This window comes from Methylocystis iwaonis (genome assembly GCF_027925385.1).
Lineage (GTDB): Bacteria > Pseudomonadota > Alphaproteobacteria > Rhizobiales > Beijerinckiaceae > Methylocystis > Methylocystis iwaonis.
Map to the genome: position 1 here is coordinate 171,627 of NZ_AP027143.1, position 19,440 is coordinate 191,066.

The window sequence follows — 19,440 nt, forward strand, 5'->3', positions numbered from 1 at the left end:
TGCGTGACGGCGAGACGTGCGACAGCAGGCCTCTCGAGGCTTACGCCGCGAGTGGGTAGAACTGCTTTGCTGGGCACAATTTGCCAGTCGTTTGCAACTTCCCCTTTCGGATCATGTGCATGAGTTCGACCCTAGCGAGCGTCGCTGCGGCCGAGCGAAAGGATTTGAACCCGAGCGCCGGCCGCGCCACGCGCTTGATCGCTCGGTGGTCCTGTTCGACGATGTTGTTCAAATATTTCCTTCGCGGATTTCAATGTCCGCCTCGTGCTCCGCGTTGTAGCTCTCGATCGCCGCGGTGTTTGCGCCGCTCTTGTTGATCGTGATCTTCTTCGGCGCGCCGTTCTGACCAATCGCGCGCCGCAGGAACCGCAACGCCGCTTTGTGGTCCCGGTTGGCCGTCAGCAGGAAGTCACCGCGGCGCCAGCCTTGTCGACGGCCCGATAGAGATATCTCCAGGAGCCTTTGATCTTCACATAGGTCTCATCCAGCCGCCAACTGTCGCCGACCGGCCGCTTGCGGGAACGGAACCGACGCTCCAGCTCGGGCGCGTATTTGACGACCCAGCGGTTGAGCGTCGAATGGTCGGCCTCGACCCCGCGCCCTTCCATCATCTCCTCGAGCTGCCGGTAACTGACCGGGTAGGCGACATACCAGCGCACGCCCCATAAGATCACGCTCGAAATGACTGCCAGAGCTTCAGGGTTTGAGCGTCGATAAACCTCGCGCAGGACGGCCGCGGTAACGGCTTTTGGAGATTGTACGCAATGAACCTTGGAAGCAGCGGATTGCTCGCCGCCGCCATCCTCATGCATTGGTTTTTAAGAATGTTGAGGGGACCGAAGTAAGACGGCGGTAGGCATAGCCTAATTCAAAGTCTTGCGGGACCTGCCTAAGTTACTCTCAGGCGCTAAGATCGACGCGCCACTTATTCGGATGGCGATAAGAGTCGGGGTTGAATGATGAATAGACTTTCCTTTGCATTGTGCGCTGCTATTCTTTCCGCCGCGGTGTCTTCTGTGGCTACGCCTGCTTTCGCGTTGGGCGGTTGCGGCCCAAACGGGCATCGGAATGGGCGGGGTTTTTGCGTGTTCGGCGGTCAAAATCAGGACTGGTGCCTGAGAAGGACGGGCCATCCTGCCACTCGCATGCCGAACGGCACGCTCCGCTGTTTCAGGTAATCGCCTCAAAGGCAATCCAAACTCATCCGGAGGTTGAGCGCGCGGCCGCGCGCTTATCCTCGCGCTCGGGACGAGAAGCCGCCAAAGCTCCGCGAGCCTCTCCACGCTTCTCGCTCTTGAGCCCAAGCTCTGTCCGGGACACACTGACAAGCGGCTGCATCCGATTATCTCTGAGCGTCTGCGAAGGGCTCGGCATGAGGCTAAAGAAAAAAGCCCGGCGCTGGGCAGGGCTGAGTCAGAAAGCATTGGACGCAGGAAAGGGGTCAGCGCAGAATCTTCCCAAAATTGTTGCGGGTTTCTAAGGGGCCGGAAGGCGTTCTGGAGAGGCTCGGTCGGCCAAACATAATCGCCGTTGAAGGTGATGTGCTCCCAGCCGAGTGGCGCGACATGAGCGAGCAAATCGTTACGGACTCGTTCGCCGCTGGAGCGCAGTTCGGCAACGGCGTGGCTGAGATAGACCGTATTCCAAAGGATGACGGCCGAGACGACGAGATTGAGGCCTGAGGCCCGGCAGCGTTGATTTTCGAAGGTCCGGTCGCGGATCTCGCCAAGCCGATGAAAGAACACCGCCCTGGCGAGCGCGTTGCGCGCCTCGCCCTTGTTGAGGCCTGCATTTGTTCGCCGCCGTAGAGCGGGGTCGCTGATCCAGTCGAGGGTGCAGAGCGTGCGTTCGAGCCGGCCTATCTCTCGGAGTAGGGCCTTCGCCAGCGCATTCTGTTTGGGGTAAGCCGCGAGCCGACGCATCTGGGTGGACGGTGCGACGGTCCCAGCTTTGATTGACGCCGCGAGGCGTAACGTCTCATCCCAGTTTTCGCCAATGATGCGAAAGTCGATAGCGCCGCCGAACATCGGGTTGAGAGATGCGTAGGTCGCAGGAGCGTCCGCGACATAGAGGGCGGCGATCGGCAAGATCGCGAATGCGCGGCGCGAATCTAAACCCCGTCAGATGGCAGAGACCGAACACGTGATCGACGGCGCCTGCCGTGTCCGTATAGTGCTCACGGATATCCAGCGAGCATTCGTGATGAAGCAACCCGTCCAGAATATGCGCGGCCTCACTGGCGTTAGCCGCGATGACCTTGGTGTGAAACGGCGCGTAGCGATCGGAGATATGCGTATAGAACTTGACGCCCGGCTCGGACCCGTATTTGGCGTTATAGTCGGCAGGCGCTTCCCCATGCCCGCCCGCCTTGAAAAATTGTCCATCCGACGACGACGCGCCACCGTCGCCCCATACTCTTGTGAATGGTTGCGCATGTATCGCCTCGGTCAGGCATGCCAGCGCCGCCTGATAGGTTTCATCGCGAATGCGCCATTCCGCGATCCAGAGCAATTTCGAATGGCTGAATATCCTGGAGCTGCGCGCCATTCTGGTGAAGCCGAGATTGGTGGCGTCCGCGAGCAACGCCGTCATCAGCCCGATATTTTCCTCGGGCGGCGCAGGCGTGGCGTGATGTTGCCTTCCTTGTGCGACCTGAACGCGCGGCGCAAATAAGAGAGAGGGGGCTCCGGATTGTCAGCCCTTATGGCGATACGATATTCCACCCTACATTTATTACGGCGGAAAGGATTAGCCAGCCCTACGATATCATCCTGGTAACGGTAAAGGCATTTCAGCTCGATGCCGCTCTTGACGCGTTTTCACCGGCGGTTGGCCGCAACACTATGATCCTGCCGGTCCTCAACGGAATGCGTCATATGGACATCTTGTCGGGGCGATTTCCACACAATGTTATTGGCGGCGCTTTGAGAGTTATGACCGTTCTCGAAGAGGACGGCCGCATTATACAGCTTTCGCTCCTGCAAGAATTGGCCTATGGCGAACTCGACGGCAGCCTGACTCCGCGGATTCATGCGCTGGACGGATTCCTCCGAAGCGCTCAGATAGGAGCCCGGCTTTCGAGCTGCGTCCGTCGCGAAATGTGGGAGAAATGGATTTTGCTTTCTGCCCTGGGAGCGGTCACTTGCCTAATGCGCGGGCTAATAGGCGAGGTAGAAGAGAGCTGGCCCCGGTCGCTTGGACAGCTCCCCGCGGATTTTAAGTGGATCTCTGCCGGGGTTTGCTGAACGCGGGGTTCTCCGATTTGCCGCGGCGTCGGGAGGGCCGTAGGCCCGACCAGAGCGGTGACAAATCGAAAGGCGAAGTCATGCGGCCATCGCCGTTTCCTTGGCCCCAAAATAGGCCTCGTCCGGCGTGCGCCCGTCAAGCGACGAATGCGGGCGTCGCTCGTTGTAGAATTCCAAATACCGCCCGATCGACGCGCGCGCCTCGGAGACGCTGTCGTAGGCGTGCAGATAGACTTCCTCATATTTCACGCTGCGCCACAGTCGCTCGACAAAGACATTGTCGCGCCAAGCGCCCTTGCCGTCCATGCTGATGGCGACCTTGGCGTCGAGCAGCACGCGGGTGAAGTCCAGACTGGTGAACTGGCTCCCCTGATCCGTGTTGAAAATCTCAGGCTTGCCATGTTTCGCCAGCGCCTCTTCGAGCGCTTCGACGCAGAACGCCGCCTCCATCGTGATCGACACGCGATGCGACAGAACGCGGCGGCTGGCCACGTCGACGACTGCCGCGAGATAGACAAAGCCGCGCCGCATGGGGATGTAGCTGATGTCCATCGCCCAGACATGATCCGGCCGCTCGACCGTCACGCCGCGCAAAAGATACGTAGATCTTGTGGCCGGGCGCCGGCTTGCTCGTATTCGGCCGCCGGTAGATAGCCTCGATTCCCATTCGTTTCATCAGCGTCGTCACATGCCTGCGGCCGACGACGGCGCCCTCGCGCCGCACAGATCGCGCAGCATCCGCGCCCCCGCGAAGGGGTAATCGAGATGCAATTCGTCGAGGCGCCGCATCAGCTTCAGATCATCGCTCGAGACCGGCCGAGTCTTGTAATAGACCGCGCTGCGGGCGAGGCCGAGCATCTTTGCTTGCCCTTTGATCGGGAAGGCGTGGCTGCGATCGATCATCGCTTTGCGCTCAGCAGGCCGGATTTGCTGAGCGCGCCCTCTAAAAAATCATTGGCCAGGGTCAACTCGCCGATCTTGGCGTGAAGCGACTTCAAATCCACGGCTGCCTCTTTCGGCTCCGCCTTCTCCTGCCCGAACACGCCCGCCGCGCCTTCGAGCAACTGGCTCTCCCAGGTCGTGATCTGGTTCGGATGGACGTCGAAGTCGCAATCCAGACCCTGACTCCGCTCGGAACCGGAATCATCGGCGCGCCAGCGCCTTCAGGACCCGCGACAGCGCTGCCGTCTCGACATCCGCCCACACGATGATCCGATCGCCCTCGGCGAGCGCGATCTCCATCTGGCCGGTCGACCCTGGATCGGAATATCCCTCCGTCGTGTCCGGCGCTATCGTTACGGGCAGGATCGGAGCGAGTTCCTCCGGCGCGGCCGGCTCGGCGCCGAACTGCCGGCGCCAGGCGAAGAGTCGGTTGGCGTTGAGGTCGTAGCGCCGCGCAACCTCGACAATCGAAGCTCCGTCCTCCAGGCTCTCGTCAACGATCCGGCGCTTCTCTTCCAGAGTCCATGCTTGCGCCTGAGAGGCGCAGAATCTTCATCGTTGCTGCCCGACATGCCCGATAGTGTCCGCTTGTATCTGAAATGGACACGATTATCGCGCCACTCTTCAGACAGCTATCTCAAACACCGCGATCAATGTCAGGCGGTCCCCGCAGAAGGGATACCGACTTCACGGCGCAGCTTTTCGATCTCCAGGTGCTCCGGCTTCTGCTGGTCGTGGCCGGAGAAGGCCTGTGCGGGATCTGCCGTCAGCTCCCGAATCCAGCCGCAACACATTCTCGTGCACGTCCAGATCGGACAGGCCTGGGCGACCGTGACGCCGCGCTCCTTGACCAACCGAACCGCCTCAACCTTGAACTCGCGACTGAAATATCCGTCTCCCCACAATAACATCCGGCCTCATGAAACACCGTTTCTCGGCGTCCACGAAACCGGCAGCTGCTCGCTTCGTTTCGATGACCCCAATCTCTCAAGAGTTGGAGCCTCCGGCAATTCCGGCGCGGTTCAGTTCAGGGACTTGCGGGCCGCCAGGAAAATCTTCAAAGATTTGCAGATCGATTCTAATGCCAACCGAACCTCACACGACCCTCAGCAGTCTCATGCCCAAAGCTTCGCCGCGAGGACACAAAAGGATCAGACGCGGAACAGAGTCTGGTTAATGAAAGAGGGCATCCAGGGAGCAAGATCGAGAGATTCCCCTTGCTGAAGATCGAGCCGATCGCTAGGCAATCCTACTGCAAACGTGATTACGCAAGGCAGTTCATTGTGGCCACACTCAACGCGAATGTGCAAGTTGGCGAAGTTGGATGTCACGGAGGGAGAAGTGCCTATGTCGCCGCAAGATCTCTATCTAGATTTACTCGTTCGAATTCTCGCGAATACTATTTATGAGGATCCAACTATGGAGCCTTGGGCTGCGGACCCGAAGTACAGCGCGGATAAACGAGTTAATGGGCAGGACTGGCCTCGCGCCGCGCACACGATGGTCGGCGTTAAGCGCCTGAACAATCTAATCAGCTTGGTGTCTAGCGTCATACAGGACGGAATTCCGGGGGATCTCATTGAAACAGGCGTATGGCGAGGTGGATGCTGTATTCTCATGCAAGGTATTCTCGAAACATTTGGCGAAACACACCGTAAGATCTTTGTCGCCGACTCTTTTCAAGGATTGCCCCCCCCCGATCCGGCCCGTTACGCTGCTGACGCAGGAGACATCCATCATACGTTTCCAGAGCTCGCGGTCAGTTCGGAGCAGGTTAGGTCAAACTTTCATCGTTACGGTTTGCTGAAGGAAAACGTAGTTTTCATCGAGGGGTTCTTCGAAGACACCCTACCGAAACTGGATACTGGCCCCCTGGCGATAATTCGGCTTGACGGCGATATGTATGGGTCGACCATGGTGGCGTTGGAGGCTTTGTATCCGAAGTTATCGGATGGTGGGTATGTAATAGTTGACGACTATGGCGCGGTCCCTGCTTGCAAATTAGCTGTTACGGATTTCCGTCGTAATCATGGTGTCAATACCCCAATAGAACTGGTAGACTGGACCGGAGTATGGTGGCGGAAGCCCAGCTCTATCCACTCGGAATGATGTGTCGGATTGAACCGGCCCGGATTTGCCGGAGGCCCCAACCCTTGAGAGGACGTATGGCCCCCGTCTGCAAGCAGCGTGATCGAGAGCGCCCTTTATCAGTCTGCGTCAACGTATCCGGCCTGGATGCTGAGTTGATCCGGCGAAGATGGAGATACGCGCGTTCGGGTTCCTCATAATGGGGTCGGCGTCTTGCGCCATCCTCTCAACCAGATTACCCGGACGCCCTTCGACTGTTGGGCGATCTTCGACTTCAACTACTCGCAAACATCAGCCGTTCGGGCTCCCGAACGCTGAATGGCAGAATCTGTTACACGGCCGCTTTTGCCTCCTGCAACGAGAGGTTCTCGCGGTGCGAATTACCACCCAGGCGATCCGCGCAAGCTTGCTCGACAACGCCGTGACGACGACATTAATGAGAGCTGGCCCCGCAAATTCGGACAGTAGCTTGAGTGGATTTTCTGCCTGAGGGCGGCGAGGATTCTCGCCGCGAATCAGGAGCATTCGATGACGAAGCGAATGCCGCCGGATGCATTCTCCGGCGTTCAAGTCGAAAGTGGGTTTGGCCGCGATCAAGGGCGAGAAGACGCTGGCCGAACTGGCGCAGCAGTTCGACGTCCATCCGAACCAGATCACGACCTGGGAGAGCCAGTTGCTCGAAGGCGCGGCGGGCGTGTTCGGGCAGGAGAAGGCGGAGCCGAAAGAGGCAGCCGTGGATTTGAAGTCGCTTCACGCCAAGATCGGCGAGTTGACCCTGGCCAATGATTTTTTAGAGGGCGCGCTCAGCAAATCCGGCCTGCTGAGCGCAAAGCGATGATCGATCGCAGCCACGCCTTCCCGATCAAAGGGCAAGCAAAGATGCTCGGCCTCGCCCGCAGCGCGGTCTATTACAAGACTCGGCCGGTCTCGAGCGATGATCTGAAGCTGATGCGGCGCCTCGACGAATTGCATCTCGATTACCCCTTCGCGGGGGCGCGGATGCTGCGCGATCTGTGCGGCGCGAGGGCGCCGTCGTCGGCCGCAGGCATGTGACGACGCTGATGAAACGAATGGGAATCGAGGCTATCTACCGGCGGCCGAATACGAGCAAGCCGGCGCCCGGCCACAAGATCTACGTATCTTTTGCGCGGCGTGACGGTCGAGCGGCCGGATCATGTCTGGGCGATGGACATCAGCTACATCCCCATGCGGCGCGGCTTTGTCTATCTCGCGGCAGTCGTCGACGTGGCCAGCCGCCGCGTTCTGTCGCATCGCGTGTCGATCACGATGGAGGCGGCGTTCTGCGTCGAAGCGCTCGAAGAGGCGCTGGCGAAACATGGCAAGCCTGAGATTTTCAACACGGATCAGGGGAGCCAGTTCACCAGTCTGGACTTCACCCGCGTGCTGCTCGACGCCAAGGTCGCCATCAGCATGGACGGCAAGGGCGCTTGGCGCGACAATGTCTTTGTCGAGCGACTGTGGCGCAGCGTGAAATATGAGGAAGTCTATCTGCACGCCTACGACAGCGTCTCCGAGGCGCGCGCGTCGATCGGGCGGTATTTGGAATTCTACAACGAGCGACGCCCGCATTCGTCGCTTGACGGGCGCACGCCGGACGAGGCCTATTTTGGGGCCAAGGAAACGGCGATGGCCGCATGACTTCGCCTTTCGATTTGTCGCCGCTCTGGTCGGGCCTACGGCCCTCCCGACGCCGCGGCAAATCGAAGAACCCCGCGTTCAGCAAACCCCGGCAGAGATCCACTTAAAATCCGCGGGGAGGATATAGCCCTCGGCCGCCGCCTCCCCGGCGCTTCTTGCAAAGCGCAACGAGTCCGGCGCGATCGTGACCACATGGTCGGCCGCGAGAACCACAACGGTCGTATCGGGCTACCGCGCCGCGCCGCGAGTCCCGCGGCGACCGCAACCGCCGGACCCGAATCGCGGCGGGAGGGCTCCAGAACAATGTCGGCCCGCGCACCGATCTCGCGAAGCTGATCGGCGGTGAGGAAACGATAATCGACATTGGAGATGACGATCGGGGTCTCGAAAGCCGGATCCACGAGCACGCCATCGTCGTCTGGAGCGTCGAACGTTCGCCGACAAGGGGGATGAATTGCTTCGGAAGCGTCTCCAGCGACTCGGGCCAAACCCGTGTCCCGGCGCCGCCGCACATGATCACCGGCAGGATATTGCGTATAATATCAGTTCCTCAAGAGGTAGAAAGCAAGGTATTGAAAGACTCCAATGACATCGTCAATCGAAACTGCAACCAAGCTCGGGGTTGAAATCGTCGCCAGAAGACGATGCCTAAAGTGAGACGCCGCAGGACGCGAGATTTATGCACCCGTAGAAATTTGCGGAGCCGGTACACATATCCCGCCCTGCGGCGACACCGCCATGCCAAATCGCGCGTCGCAACACGTTACACACGACCATCAGGAACTCATTGTACTTGCATGAGCGAACCGATTGTATCTGATGATTCGGATCGTGCGCTTCGGCAGGCAATGTACTCTGACGGGCTTCTTGAAGCATTGTATCGCGCGCCAATCAAAATATAATGAACTAGCGGATTCATTTTGTTTCGCTTCACGGAAGGATTGCATAGGATATACCACTGAGTATTGAAGTTGGGGTGTGGATTTCGCGTGTCACGGCCATCGCAGGTCAAAAAATGAATAAGCGGTAACATCTTAGATTGAGCGGCGTCTGGATATTGAGAAAAGTAGTAAGAACTATCAAAAAATGGGTGCACACGCCTTAACTCTCGCGGGTTGCTGGACAGGTAATGCAGTAATGGGTTTTTTTGATCTTGCTCAGAAATGTCTCCGTTCATCAGTAGATAATACTTAACATCGAACAATGGGTGAGGATCTCTTCCCTCAGAGCTACCTGCTATGAGGTAATGATCAAGGGGTTTGAGACCAGCTCTCGAAACGTCCTGATTGGCCTTGAGATACCACCGTGCATCAAAGAGAGGATGAGGAGATGGATCGTTCTGCGATGCCCGAGTGATGTAATAGATGAGCGGATTGAGGCCAGATTTTACGACATCCTGATTGACATCCATATACCACTTCGTGTCGAAAAGGGGATGCGGCGATCGAGCTTCCCCCCCGCCGTGTAGAAGGAAGTGCCCGAAGGGTTCAAGTCCCGCCTCAGTCACATCGGGATTACGTTCGAGGTACCACAATGTGTTGAATAATAAGTGCGGGTTTCGGCCCTCACGCCATCCGTGATGAAGGTAGTGCTTTAGCGGCTCCATGTTTGCTTCAGCTACGTCCGGGTATTGAGAGGTGTACCAGCGAGCATCGAAAACTGCCGAGACGGCTCGCTTAGCTCGCGAGCCGCCTTGCCGGTTCTTACTTTGTACGAGGGCTAAGAAATCGAAAACCATAGAAGCCCTCGGCTAGTAGTTTTTGGTGTAACTAAGTCCATCGCCTGCGCACCGCGTCAATTTGGCAAAGACAACCAACGGAGAATTTTGCGCCAGCGCGTTACTTGCGCATCAACCGAAAACTCTGCTTGAGCGGTGATAAAAGCGTTATCAGAGATTCTGCCCCATAACCCCTCGTCACGGCACAGACGCACCACGCTCTCAGCTATTGCATGCGGATCATCTCTGATCAAGACGTCCTTCTCGTTTGTCAATCCCATACCCTCTGCAGCGATAGACGTAGCGACTGTGGGCACGCCTACCGCCATAGCGGCAATTATCTTACCCTTAATCCCCGCTCCAAATCTCAACGGGGCGAGGTTCACCAAGGATCGTGAATAAAGCGGTCCAAGGTCAGGGACAAAGCCAAGGATCTCGACCCCCTTTGCGGGGTCGTGGCGTTTAAGGATATCATCGGGAGGATTCGAACCTGCGATGATGAGTGTCAGTTCGGGCATTTGGCGTCTAATTAAGCCCCAAATCTCGTCGATTAAGAAGATCGCAGCATCGGCGTTCGGCCCATGACCAAACCCGCCAACGAATATAACCGCGTTACGACCTCGCCGTGGAGCGAGCCGCCCGGGAACGGGATACATTACAGGCACAAGGAACAGCTTAGCAGCAGGGACAAGTTGTCCTACGAGATCCTGCTCGTGGCGGCTAACCAAGATCGTCGCATCGACCGACCGGATGCAGCGCAATTCCTCGATCTTTGTGTTTTGTGCCTGAGAAATGGCTTCCGGCGATTGCAACAAGTTCGCGTGTCTTTCTTCTCGAAGAAAGTGCAAATCAACCGTATGGAATATAATTTTGGATTGCGGCGCGACTCTCCGACAAAGGTCGACCAGAAGATATGCAACAACCACTCGGTAAAGAACTATTAGATCATAGTCCTTTCCGTGGTTTTCAATGAAGTGAAGAGGCGTGATCAATTGCGGAGCGACAGGGCAATACACGCCATTGGATCGAAGAATATCGGTATACCGGCCCGCGTGCTCGGTAGCGTACATCGGGACGAATGTGACTTCATATCCCAATGACTGGAGGAGGCGCATTCCCCAATACGCATCAACCGACCCCGCGTCCTTGTCGGGTGTTGGTGTTAGTGCGTCTACTACGAGAACGCGCGGTCGACGCCGAAAACCTTGCAGAGGAACATTTCGAGCAACTATTTGGAAGCGTTGTAGCGTGCTTCTCGCGTTACCTTCTCCCTCGGCTGCCAGAATATACCTGGCGCCAGGTGCCTGATAGATCTCAAAACCCATCGCGAAAACTCTATTTGAGAATTCGAGCAGGGCAGCCGCCAGTGAGCCGCAATTTTCTGAAAGACCTCCGAGTTCACGAAATAAATCTGGCACCAACGCGACGAAACCCGTTACAATACCTTCTAGCTTGGCGGCGGTCGAAACGTGATAATCATCCGATTCCACCCGATATTCAGGGATCTGCCAGCCGTGTTCCAAACTGAATGAAGCGCCCGACCAACAAACCTTGGTTGTATCGTTAAGGATGATGCCATTGGCACCCGCTACAAGGGGGTTGTTTTCAAAAACGGTTTCAAAGCCGCTCATCCATTCCTCACCGAAGATGCCGGGCGCACTCAGTAGTGCCACAGTTTCTCCAAGTGCGCGGTCGCGAATAATTTCATTAAGCTCTGAAATTAATCCCTGCTTGCTTGTTTGCAACGGTTCGGAGTTAGGAATTGGCCGTTCGTTTGAAACGCGCGCAAAAATCTCCACTCTGTCTTGAATTGCAGCTTTTCTTATAGACTCTACGAGATCATCAAAATGAATATCAGTCTCGTCAGCCGCGCAAACCACAGTGAAACGAGGGCGCTCGGACGGTCCATCGCCGACCATCAGTCTTACAAATACCATTGCGGCATTTTCGGGTTTAACCGGGCGAGTCGGCAGTTGAACTGGAAGCGCCGCGACACCGAAAATAGTCCGGTCCTGCGCGTCAGTTTCAAAGCACACGGGAGGCGGTGCATATCTTCTGCTTAGCACCGACGCTTTTTGCTTGCGCGCGTCCAGTAGTCCTTCCTCGATGACTTCCCGAAGTTCCGCGATTTCATCTCGCCCGTTTGCGCTGGCAAGGTGTTCGACATGCCTCAATAGATCTGAATACCGCGTCCACGCAATAGCCGCATCGAGCACAAGCCCGCTTAACCGCTCCTGCAAGCTTGCGGCCTCTACCTGTGTCTGCTTAAGACGCTCGGCTACGCGCTCAACATCTGCCGATTGGCGCTTAATGATGTCAGTTTTAAGGGACTCCAATACCGCAAGCCCCTCCGCCCCGATACCCTTCAGTTCTTCAATGCGCTCGTTCTGCATTCTACCGCCGCGGTCAAGGGCGGCAGTTAGGTGCTGCGTCAAGTTGGCCACATGCGCGTCCACTGCCTCAGAAACCGCAGTGATCTCGCTTGATTGCTTCTCGCGTTCGAAAGCCATTTTGGCGCGCATATCTTCGGACGCCGAAGCAATGTCCAACACCCTCGACAGCGTATTTCTCCCAAGGTCCGCCAATTCTTCAATGCGCTCGTTCTGCATTCTACCGCCGCGGTCAAGGGCGGCAGTTAAGCTCTGCGTCAAGTTGGCCAGATGCGTGTCCACTGCCTCAGAAACCGCAGTGATCTCGCTTGATTGCTTCTCGCGTTCGAATGCCATTTTGGCGCGCATGTCTTCGGACGCTGAAGCAATGTCCAACACCCTCGACAGCGTATTTCTCCCAAGCTCCGCCAATTCTTCAATGCGCTCGTTCTGCATTCTACCGCCGCGGTCAAGGGCGGCAGTTAAGTGCTGCGGAAAGTTAGCCAGCTCCGTCTTAATTTGCTCTTGAACTGATTGCACGACCATAAGCACTTCCCGAATCCCAACAAGTGCCCGAACTTGAACATCATGATCAGGACTCGAAGCGGCGATACGATCCGAAAGTCCGCCCAATTGAGTTCGAACGCCGGCGATTTCCGTAGCCAAGGTGGAACCATGCGCGGCGATCGTCTCAATTTGAGCATCAAATTCAGATCGCATGCCCTTAAGTTGATCAGCCACCACTTGAAATATCTTATCGACCTGAAAACCATCCATCTGCTGCGTCACAATGTCGTCGTTGCTGAACCGCTGCTCTAACGTCGCTATGTCATGACGAAGAGCAACTGCCTCTGCAACCGCAGCGGCACGCTCGTCCACAGCGCGATCAAGTCGCAATCGAGCGTCAGCGTTCTCACGAAGGGCACCCCCAATGGTGCCAAAAAGCTTCTTAATTTTTGTGGTTTGCCGCCTACGGGCGTTGAAAAGTGGAGTGAGGGCAGGCCTTATCTCACCAATTGCAATTACACCCAAGCCGTGACAATGTGGAAAATTGAAATTCGCATACTTAGACTGTAACTCCTCCCAAAATCGCCACACTCCGAATGAACTCTCGCGTACTTCTGTGTCATGAAAAAGGACAATCGCGCTAGAGCTGAGCTTTGGCTTCCATGCCTCAAAATCGTGTTTGACGGCTTCATAAGTATGGCAACCGTCAATATGCAACAGGTCGACCGTCCCATTCCCAAATGAAGATAAAGCATCATCAAACGTCGATTGTAACAGCGTTGAGAAAGCACTGTAGCGCTTGTCGTGGTGGTGCCTAAGGTCCAATAAAATCTCGGGCCCATAGTGTCCGGCTTGATCGTCACCGCGCCAAGTGTCCACAGCGTAACAGCTAGTCGGAAGTTCGTCTTCGGCGACCGCCTGGCAAAAAGCGCAGTAGGAATTGCCCGAATGCGTTCCGAGTTCAACAAATATTTTTGGGCGCGCCATTCGCACAAGCCAGAAAGCGAAAGGTATGTGGCCTACCCAGGACGTCGGAGCGACACAACGCTGCGGTGCTTCCAGAAGGATAAGTGGATCAAAGTCCAATTTGCCGAACTCGGCCAAAGGAGCATGCGGATCAATCATTGTTTTGCCCAATTTCCTCTTCACCTTGGTGGAGGAGTTAAAGCCAGACCTTTCTTTAGGGAATGTCGCTTCCTGGCTATCTTTGGCGGAGGACATTAAGTCGTTCCCATTTTCGCGCGAAGCAAGATGGTCGGATGTAACAGACCGACGACGGCGCACGCGGCTCATCGGATTGCCCTCAGGAGCTCATTCTCAATCCGCCTGATCATGCGCCGAAAGGTGAACCGCCGCGCCACGTGCCGCCCCTTGTGCGAGATACGCGAGCGTAGGCGACCATCTTCAGCTAATCGCACTACGGCATCAGCCAGTTCGCTCGGTGAATTCTTGTGAAACAGCACCCCTGTTTCACCGTCCATCACGATCTCGTCGTTGCCACCCACATTCGTCGCGACCGTCGGAATGCCCGCTCCGATGGCATGAATGAGTGTCAGCGAGAACGGCTCGTATAACGAGGGAAACACGTAAATATCGTGATCGTTAAAAACCTGCAACAACACCGCTTCGCTAACTGGCTCGCGAAAGCTAATCAAATCAGCACAACCCGACGCCGCGATTTCCTCGTTAAGCCGGGATGCGAACGTTTTGTCCTGTACGTCTCCGACAATAGTGAGAGACACTGTTTGGCTTGCACGCGCCCGAATAAGGGGTAGCGCCGCGACAATAAGCTGCGGCCCCTTGATATCAACGACCCGACCTGCGAACAAAATTTTGAGTCGGCCTGGTTCGCGTGTCTCGGTTCGCGGAACGAAGAGTTCGGGAGGGACTGTTGGTAAGTCAACTCCATTATGGACAACGACCCGATACTCGAAGTTGAAGCCAAACGATTCATAGAGATCATGCATGAACCGTGATCCGAAAATTGCTCGCTGTTTCATTACAGCCCCGTCGCCTTTCCTTTGGGCATCCGGGCTGAACTGTTCGGATCCGTGAACACAACGCGCAAAAAACTGCCCCATCGCGTTCGGCTGCCGGGCGGCGATCAGCCAATTGTCCGTAAGAAACAGGACAACCGGTTGGCCTAGCAAGGACAAATCATCAACTATACCGTCGTCGAGGAAAAACAAATTCCACAAGAACCAAAGGTCGGGCTGGTGACGACGCTGAAAGTCCGACACCGTAAGCCTGTTTGCATTTGTGATCGAAGCACGCTCATCTGGATCAGCTCGGAACGGCTGGTAGATGTCATATTCGTTTGCAAGAAGCTTCAACCGGCGTTCAACGACGTAGCCATTGGTATCGGAAGCCGCCCCCCCATAGGTGCTGGTCAGAACAACAATTTCATGTCCCAGGGCCGCAAGCTCATTGCAGACCTTCCCGCACAATTGCTCATATCCGCCAATGCTGAAAGGCGGAAATAGATTGCTCACGACGCCTATTTTCATTGTTTCACAGCCTGCAGCGCGCTCATGAATGACGGATCTTGCTGCCACGTATTACGTTCGAGCGTCTGGACGTTGTTGCTCTCGAAAAAAGCGAGAAACATGAGCACGAGTTCTGTGAGTTCGTGCTTTCGCAGAATGTCCAAATAGTGCCCGGACCGATTCCACCGCATTGGCGAAACACTTATAGACCAACGAGAATGAAGGTATATTGCCACCGCAGCAGCCCACTCGATTTTGACCTTCGAATGGTTTTCGCTGATCGTATTATTTCCGTGCAACCGATAGCTTAGCAGCTTCTCGTCAATGTACTCGATGATCTTACCGTGCCCGACCAACCTCAGAAAGAAGTCCAAGTCATGCGCATAGCGAAGATCCGCGAAATAACCAACTTCACTGAACAGGCTACGCCTCGCTACTAGGTTGGAGGTCGTCATAAAAAAATTACCGTTCACCAAGGCGAGTCCAAGATCGTTGCATTCATGGTAGAAGCCAATCGCACGATCGAACCACGGATTAGAGATTTCAGCACCATCATCATTGATGAATTTGAGACTAGTCATAAGGACATCTGCCTCTGGTCTAGCTAACAACGCCTTTGCCGCGCGCTCCAACCGCGTTGGCTCGTAAACGTCATCGGAGTTCAGGATCGCAACCAGATCGCCGCTGGCGCGATGGATCCCGGCATTGATCGTATTGTGGGCCCCACGATTGGGGTGACTCCAGAAAATGATTTTCGGCCTTGCCTCGGCTACAGCCTCCACAAGAGCACCAGAACCATCCAAGGAACCGTCATCGATGACGATAATTTCCTTCGGAGGAAGGGTCTGATTTATGATGCTATAGAGCGCCGCAGTGATAAATTTTTCGTGATTGTACAATGGTATCACCACTGATATGGAAGGCAAAGGCATCAATGTCCTCGGCTCTATGGCGCGTGAGCGCGGGTCTAAATTTTTCTGCGTAACAGCATACCGTGCTGAGCACTCGTTGGCAAACACCGACTTGAACAACGGTTGATCATCCTAGCCCATCTTATTCGCGACGCGGCTGTTCGAAGGCTGGCGGGCGTAGCATAGAGCCTTGAAACGGCGTAGGCTTCGGTTGCTTACACCAGCCCGGCTATGAGGACGCCGACGATCTCGACGTCCTGCGCTCCGACCCGGCGTTCAAGCTCGTTTGCGGCAGGTTGCCCGAGACGGGCAGCGATTTGTGTTCGCAGCCGACACTGTCGCGCCTCGAGAACGCGCCCGCCCTCCGTAACGTGATCCGCCTGACCTATGCGCTCATCGATCAATGGATGGCGCCCTATGAAAAGCCGCCGTCCTCAGTCAGACTCGACATCGACGACACCTGCGACATCGCGCATGGCCATCAGCAATTGTCGCTGTTCAACGCCCATTACGACGAGCGCTGCTTTCTGCCGATCCATATCTACGACACCGAGAAGAGCCGCCCGTCGCCGTCGTGCTGCGCCCCTTGTCGAAGAAGGTCGAGGAGACGGCGGACGCTGTCCGCGCGAGCGCGCCCTCGACGACAAGGACGTCGTGCGCGGCTGTGCGGAGACGCGCCACAGGGCCAAATCATGAGACATGGAGCGCCGCGCGATCGCTCGCATCGAAGCGACGCGGCTCGCCCTCGACATCCGCTTCATCGTCACCAAGCTCCTGCACGGCGCGCCGGAGTGGCTCTACGAAGCCTCTATTGCGCGCGCGGACAGGCGGAGTACCTCATCAAGCTCCATAAGAGGCAGCTTTCCTCCGACAGACCTTCGTGCCGTTCGGCGCTCGCCAATCAGGTTCGCCTCGTCCTGCACACCGCCGCCTTTTGGCTGATGCTCGGCGTCCGCGACGCTATCCCTAAGCCGCGCGATCTGGCGAAAGCCGAGCTTTCGAACGTTGCGCCTGCGGCTGTTAAAGATCGCCGCCCGCGTGATCGAGACCGCGAGCGCGTGCGCCTTGCTTTCGCCGCCGCCAGTCCCGAGGCCGATCTCTTCTGTATCCCTGCCGGAGGCGCTGCTCATGGCTGGCGGGCCGTGAACGATGGGGCGTCATGCCCTTCTCATCCCTCCTATCCCTCCAACGCGTTCCAAAAGTGCGGTTCTCGAAGCGACCAAAAAGCCGAACGCCCCCGTGCGATCTGCGAGCCCAACAGCCCGACGACACAAAAATCGCGCCTTCATGAATAAGAGCGGTTAGCTATGAAACGAAGGTTGCCTTCCACGCCATGCGGGATTAATGAACATGCACAACTAGAATCTATCCCCTAAGTGCACGAGATCTCCTTATGAACCCCTTGGTAGAAGCTCTGGCTCTCCTAACACCGTTTGATATCGACCGCCGTAAGGTGAGGATTGGGCCAGAGACAGATGGCGGATATGTGTTCGTGGATCATATCGATCCATCCCAGACTATCCTGAGCTACGGAATCAGCTTCGAGTATCGTTTCGACGCGGAGATGGCCGCGCGAGGGCATCGTGTTTACATGTTTGACCATACTATCGATGGAATTAACGCCACCCACCCAAATATGCTCTATTATAAGGAGGGTGTTGCAGGTGTATCATCTCCTGAGCAATGTCTATACTCGATTGAAGATCATCTTGCCCGCTTCGGAATCGAGGGCGATCGGCTAATCCTCAAGATGGATGTTGAAGGAGCCGAGTGGGACGCGATCGGTATGACCCCCGATACTGTGCTCGCTCGATTCGAACAAATCGTAATCGAAGTTCATGGCGTCAATGCAATAACGGATACTGGCTATCGGGAAAAGTTTTGCTTCTTCTTTCGCAAGCTAAATCGCCTCTTTACCCTATTCCATGTGCATGCGAATAACTGTGACGGCCCAAATGGGCTGACGATTGTGTCCGGCATTCCGGTCTCGCCGCTGCTTGAGTTGTCGTATGTTCGCAACAATGTCTGCAACAAATTTCCTTCTCGGACACTATATCCTACGGCTCTTGATTTTCCGAATGTTGGCGCGAAAGACAAGTTATTGTGGTTCTTTCCATTCCTTCCGACTTTTTGTTCCGTCGACGACTTTGCTCTTTGTGAAGAGCGCGCTGAGCTACAGGAACGGCTTCGGCTCAGTTCGGCTGGTCGCTTATGAGTTTCGACAAGCCTATGTCGTTTGGCGCAGCAATTCCTACCACTGTTGTATGTAATCGGGACACTACGCCGTTTCTCGAAACCGTCGGCGGTGCGGCAGGGTCCCTATTCGCACAGCGTCGACATCATGAATGTGTGGACGCAAGATTTTACTTGTGCTTCGTACCGCTTCTCTCACTCTACGCGCTAATGCCAGATGCGCGCCTCATTGATGCGAATTTTCATGTCTTGGATCTTATTCCTGAACATGTTATTGCCGCAGCAGCTGCGGGTCGCTGTGCGCTTGTTTTCGATGCCGGTTCCGAGGGCGATCCGTTTATAAAAAGTAGCTTTGACCACCTTCATTGTTGGCTGGAACAAAGAGGAATACCACAGGAGCGGATCGCGCTCATCAATCAAAACCGCATGCTGCCGCCACAATACAGGCAATTCACTGGGGGCAATATTTCTTTTTTTTTCCATGATTACTATATCAAGCGCTTTCTACTGATGATGCGCGAAAGAGGACTGGGTCTCTCTGCCGAAATCGCACGGCAACGCCAATCGCTGAACAGGCGAGAAGTCAAAACCTTTCTTTGCATGAACGGAACGCCGCGGCCTAATAGAGTCTGCCTGCTTGCTGCCCTGCGGGCGCGGGGGCTGCTCGCTGATTGCCAATGGTCGATGCTTGGGTCTGTGTCAGGAAAGGGCGATCCGAACGCTGCAGCCGCTCGCGCGCTCCGCAACCTTATAGAGGCTGGGTGGATCACCGACGATGATATCGACTTTGTGATGTCAAAAATCCCCCGTGTTTTTAGTTACGAAACTGTAAAAATCGATGCCTTGCAGGATTCGAATTACTTAGCGAACCATGTAAGCCCGGAAACATTTGCATTAACAAAGGTCTCGATTGTCAGCGAGACCGAGGCTTCATCTGGTGATATCGATCGCATAACTGAGAAGACGATCAAGGCGATTTGTCTTGGTCATCCGACGATCGTCGCGGGAAATCCGCGAGCATTAGAGTTCGTCCGATCCTGGGGATTTCAAACCTTTGGGAACGTCATTGACGAGCGCTACGACGAGGCCACGAGCTACGCCGACAGGCTTGCGCTACTAATCGAGGCAGCAGTTTCGATTCGAGAGATTGTCGATTCGCCTGGATCAAGGGCACATCTTCGTCTAAGCGAAATCTGCCGTCACAATAGAGATCATGCAATATCTGACGCCGTGACAAAGTACGAGGGGACTGTCGAGGCTGAACTGATGAAAAAATTGGTAGCTTTCTGCGAAGCGTCGACAAGTTTCGTGTGATAAAAGGCG

11 protein-coding genes and 6 pseudogenes are annotated in these 19,440 nt (G+C 55.8%); 8 read left to right on the plus strand and 9 right to left on the minus strand.

Features of this window, described 5'->3' with window-relative positions; all coding sequences use genetic code 11:
* Nucleotides 1-40: 40 nt before the first annotated feature.
* Nucleotides 41-812: pseudogene (locus tag QMG84_RS18585) on the minus strand (IS6 family transposase).
* 147 nt (nt 813-959) lie between these two features.
* Here QMG84_RS18585 and QMG84_RS21580 point away from each other — a divergent pair.
* Nucleotides 960-1,178: a GCG_CRPN prefix-to-repeats domain-containing protein gene (locus QMG84_RS21580; RefSeq protein WP_413661930.1), complete on the plus strand. Its 219-nt coding sequence runs from the start codon at nt 960-962 to the stop codon at nt 1,176-1,178.
* Between the two features lie 297 nt (nt 1,179-1,475).
* Here the strand turns inward: QMG84_RS21580 and QMG84_RS18590 are convergent.
* Nucleotides 1,476-2,634 (minus strand): annotated as a pseudogene (locus tag QMG84_RS18590) (Tn3 family transposase); the annotation flags it as partial.
* An 11-nt stretch (nt 2,635-2,645) separates the two neighbouring features.
* Between QMG84_RS18590 and QMG84_RS21470 the strand changes: the two are divergent.
* The gene (locus QMG84_RS21470; RefSeq protein WP_350356518.1) at nt 2,646-3,245 is read left to right on the plus strand and encodes a ketopantoate reductase family protein; all 600 of its coding nucleotides are present in this window, start codon (nt 2,646-2,648) and stop codon (nt 3,243-3,245) included.
* A 78-nt stretch (nt 3,246-3,323) separates the two neighbouring features.
* Here the strand turns inward: QMG84_RS21470 and QMG84_RS18595 are convergent.
* The 3 genes and pseudogenes from QMG84_RS18595 to QMG84_RS18600 all read right to left on the minus strand — a co-directional run.
* A pseudogene (locus QMG84_RS18595) lies at nt 3,324-4,351 on the minus strand (IS3 family transposase); the annotation flags it as partial.
* A gap of 37 nt (nt 4,352-4,388) precedes the next feature.
* Nucleotides 4,389-4,706: an IS66-like element accessory protein TnpA gene (gene tnpA / locus QMG84_RS21585; protein ID WP_434085999.1), complete on the minus strand. Its 318-nt coding sequence runs from the start codon at nt 4,704-4,706 to the stop codon at nt 4,389-4,391.
* A 164-nt stretch (nt 4,707-4,870) separates the two neighbouring features.
* Nucleotides 4,871-5,098, minus strand: a pseudogene (locus QMG84_RS18600) (transposase); the annotation flags it as partial.
* 436 nt (nt 5,099-5,534) lie between these two features.
* On the opposite strand from QMG84_RS18600, the gene QMG84_RS18605 reads away from it, so the two are divergent.
* Nucleotides 5,535-6,296 (plus strand): TylF/MycF family methyltransferase, encoded by a 762-nt coding sequence (locus QMG84_RS18605; protein ID WP_281932115.1) that lies wholly within the window; start codon nt 5,535-5,537, stop codon nt 6,294-6,296.
* A 529-nt stretch (nt 6,297-6,825) separates the two neighbouring features.
* Nucleotides 6,826-7,934 (plus strand): annotated as a pseudogene (locus QMG84_RS18610) (IS3 family transposase).
* 784 nt (nt 7,935-8,718) lie between these two features.
* On the opposite strand, the gene QMG84_RS18620 reads toward QMG84_RS18610, so the two are convergent.
* The 4 genes from QMG84_RS18620 to QMG84_RS18635 all read right to left on the minus strand — a co-directional run bounded on the left by QMG84_RS18620 (nt 8,719) and on the right by QMG84_RS18635 (nt 16,044).
* Nucleotides 8,719-9,672: a hypothetical protein gene (locus QMG84_RS18620; RefSeq protein WP_281932117.1), complete on the minus strand. Its 954-nt coding sequence runs from the start codon at nt 9,670-9,672 to the stop codon at nt 8,719-8,721.
* A gap of 56 nt (nt 9,673-9,728) precedes the next feature.
* The gene (locus QMG84_RS18625; RefSeq protein WP_281932118.1) at nt 9,729-13,748 is read right to left on the minus strand and encodes a class I SAM-dependent methyltransferase; all 4,020 of its coding nucleotides are present in this window, start codon (nt 13,746-13,748) and stop codon (nt 9,729-9,731) included.
* Nucleotides 13,749-13,816: 68 nt separating this feature from the next.
* Nucleotides 13,817-15,034: a glycosyltransferase family 4 protein gene (locus QMG84_RS18630; RefSeq protein WP_281932120.1), complete on the minus strand. Its 1,218-nt coding sequence runs from the start codon at nt 15,032-15,034 to the stop codon at nt 13,817-13,819.
* Nucleotides 15,031-16,044 (minus strand): glycosyltransferase, encoded by a 1,014-nt coding sequence (locus QMG84_RS18635; RefSeq protein ID WP_281932121.1) that lies wholly within the window; start codon nt 16,042-16,044, stop codon nt 15,031-15,033. Before QMG84_RS18635 ends, QMG84_RS18630 begins: the two co-directional genes overlap by 4 nt.
* 107 nt (nt 16,045-16,151) lie before the next feature.
* Between QMG84_RS18635 and QMG84_RS21590 the strand changes: the two are divergent.
* The 4 genes and pseudogenes from QMG84_RS21590 to QMG84_RS18650 form a co-directional block, all read left to right on the plus strand.
* Nucleotides 16,152-16,526, plus strand: a pseudogene (locus QMG84_RS21590) (transposase); the annotation flags it as partial.
* Nucleotides 16,527-16,616: 90 nt separating this feature from the next.
* A complete protein-coding gene (locus tag QMG84_RS21595) occupies nt 16,617-17,219 on the plus strand; it encodes a transposase (RefSeq protein WP_434085992.1) in 603 nt (200 codons plus the stop codon).
* A gap of 98 nt (nt 17,220-17,317) precedes the next feature.
* Complete coding sequence (locus tag QMG84_RS18645; protein ID WP_281932123.1) at nt 17,318-18,139, plus strand: class I SAM-dependent methyltransferase; 822 nt, start codon at nt 17,318-17,320, stop codon at nt 18,137-18,139.
* Nucleotides 18,136-19,431: a hypothetical protein gene (locus tag QMG84_RS18650; protein ID WP_281932125.1), complete on the plus strand. Its 1,296-nt coding sequence runs from the start codon at nt 18,136-18,138 to the stop codon at nt 19,429-19,431. The genes QMG84_RS18645 and QMG84_RS18650 overlap by 4 nt, the downstream gene beginning before the upstream one ends.
* Nucleotides 19,432-19,440: the final 9 nt, after the last annotated feature.

Bases quoted from the DNA above. Each gene is read 5' to 3' on its own strand.
- QMG84_RS18645 (WP_281932123.1), top strand. From the start codon at position 17,318: ATGAACCCCTTGGTAGAAGCTCTGGCTCTCCTAACACCGTTTGATATC.
- QMG84_RS21595 (WP_434085992.1), top strand. From the start codon at position 16,617: ATGAGACATGGAGCGCCGCGCGATCGCTCGCATCGAAGCGACGCGGCT.
- QMG84_RS18630 (WP_281932120.1), bottom strand. From the start codon at position 15,034: ATGAAAATAGGCGTCGTGAGCAATCTATTTCCGCCTTTCAGCATTGGC.
- QMG84_RS21580 (WP_413661930.1), top strand. From the start codon at position 960: ATGAATAGACTTTCCTTTGCATTGTGCGCTGCTATTCTTTCCGCCGCG.
- QMG84_RS18625 (WP_281932118.1), bottom strand. From the start codon at position 13,748: ATGTCCTCCGCCAAAGATAGCCAGGAAGCGACATTCCCTAAAGAAAGG.
- QMG84_RS18620 (WP_281932117.1), bottom strand. From the start codon at position 9,672: ATGGTTTTCGATTTCTTAGCCCTCGTACAAAGTAAGAACCGGCAAGGC.
- QMG84_RS18605 (WP_281932115.1), top strand. From the start codon at position 5,535: ATGTCGCCGCAAGATCTCTATCTAGATTTACTCGTTCGAATTCTCGCG.
- QMG84_RS18650 (WP_281932125.1), top strand. From the start codon at position 18,136: ATGAGTTTCGACAAGCCTATGTCGTTTGGCGCAGCAATTCCTACCACT.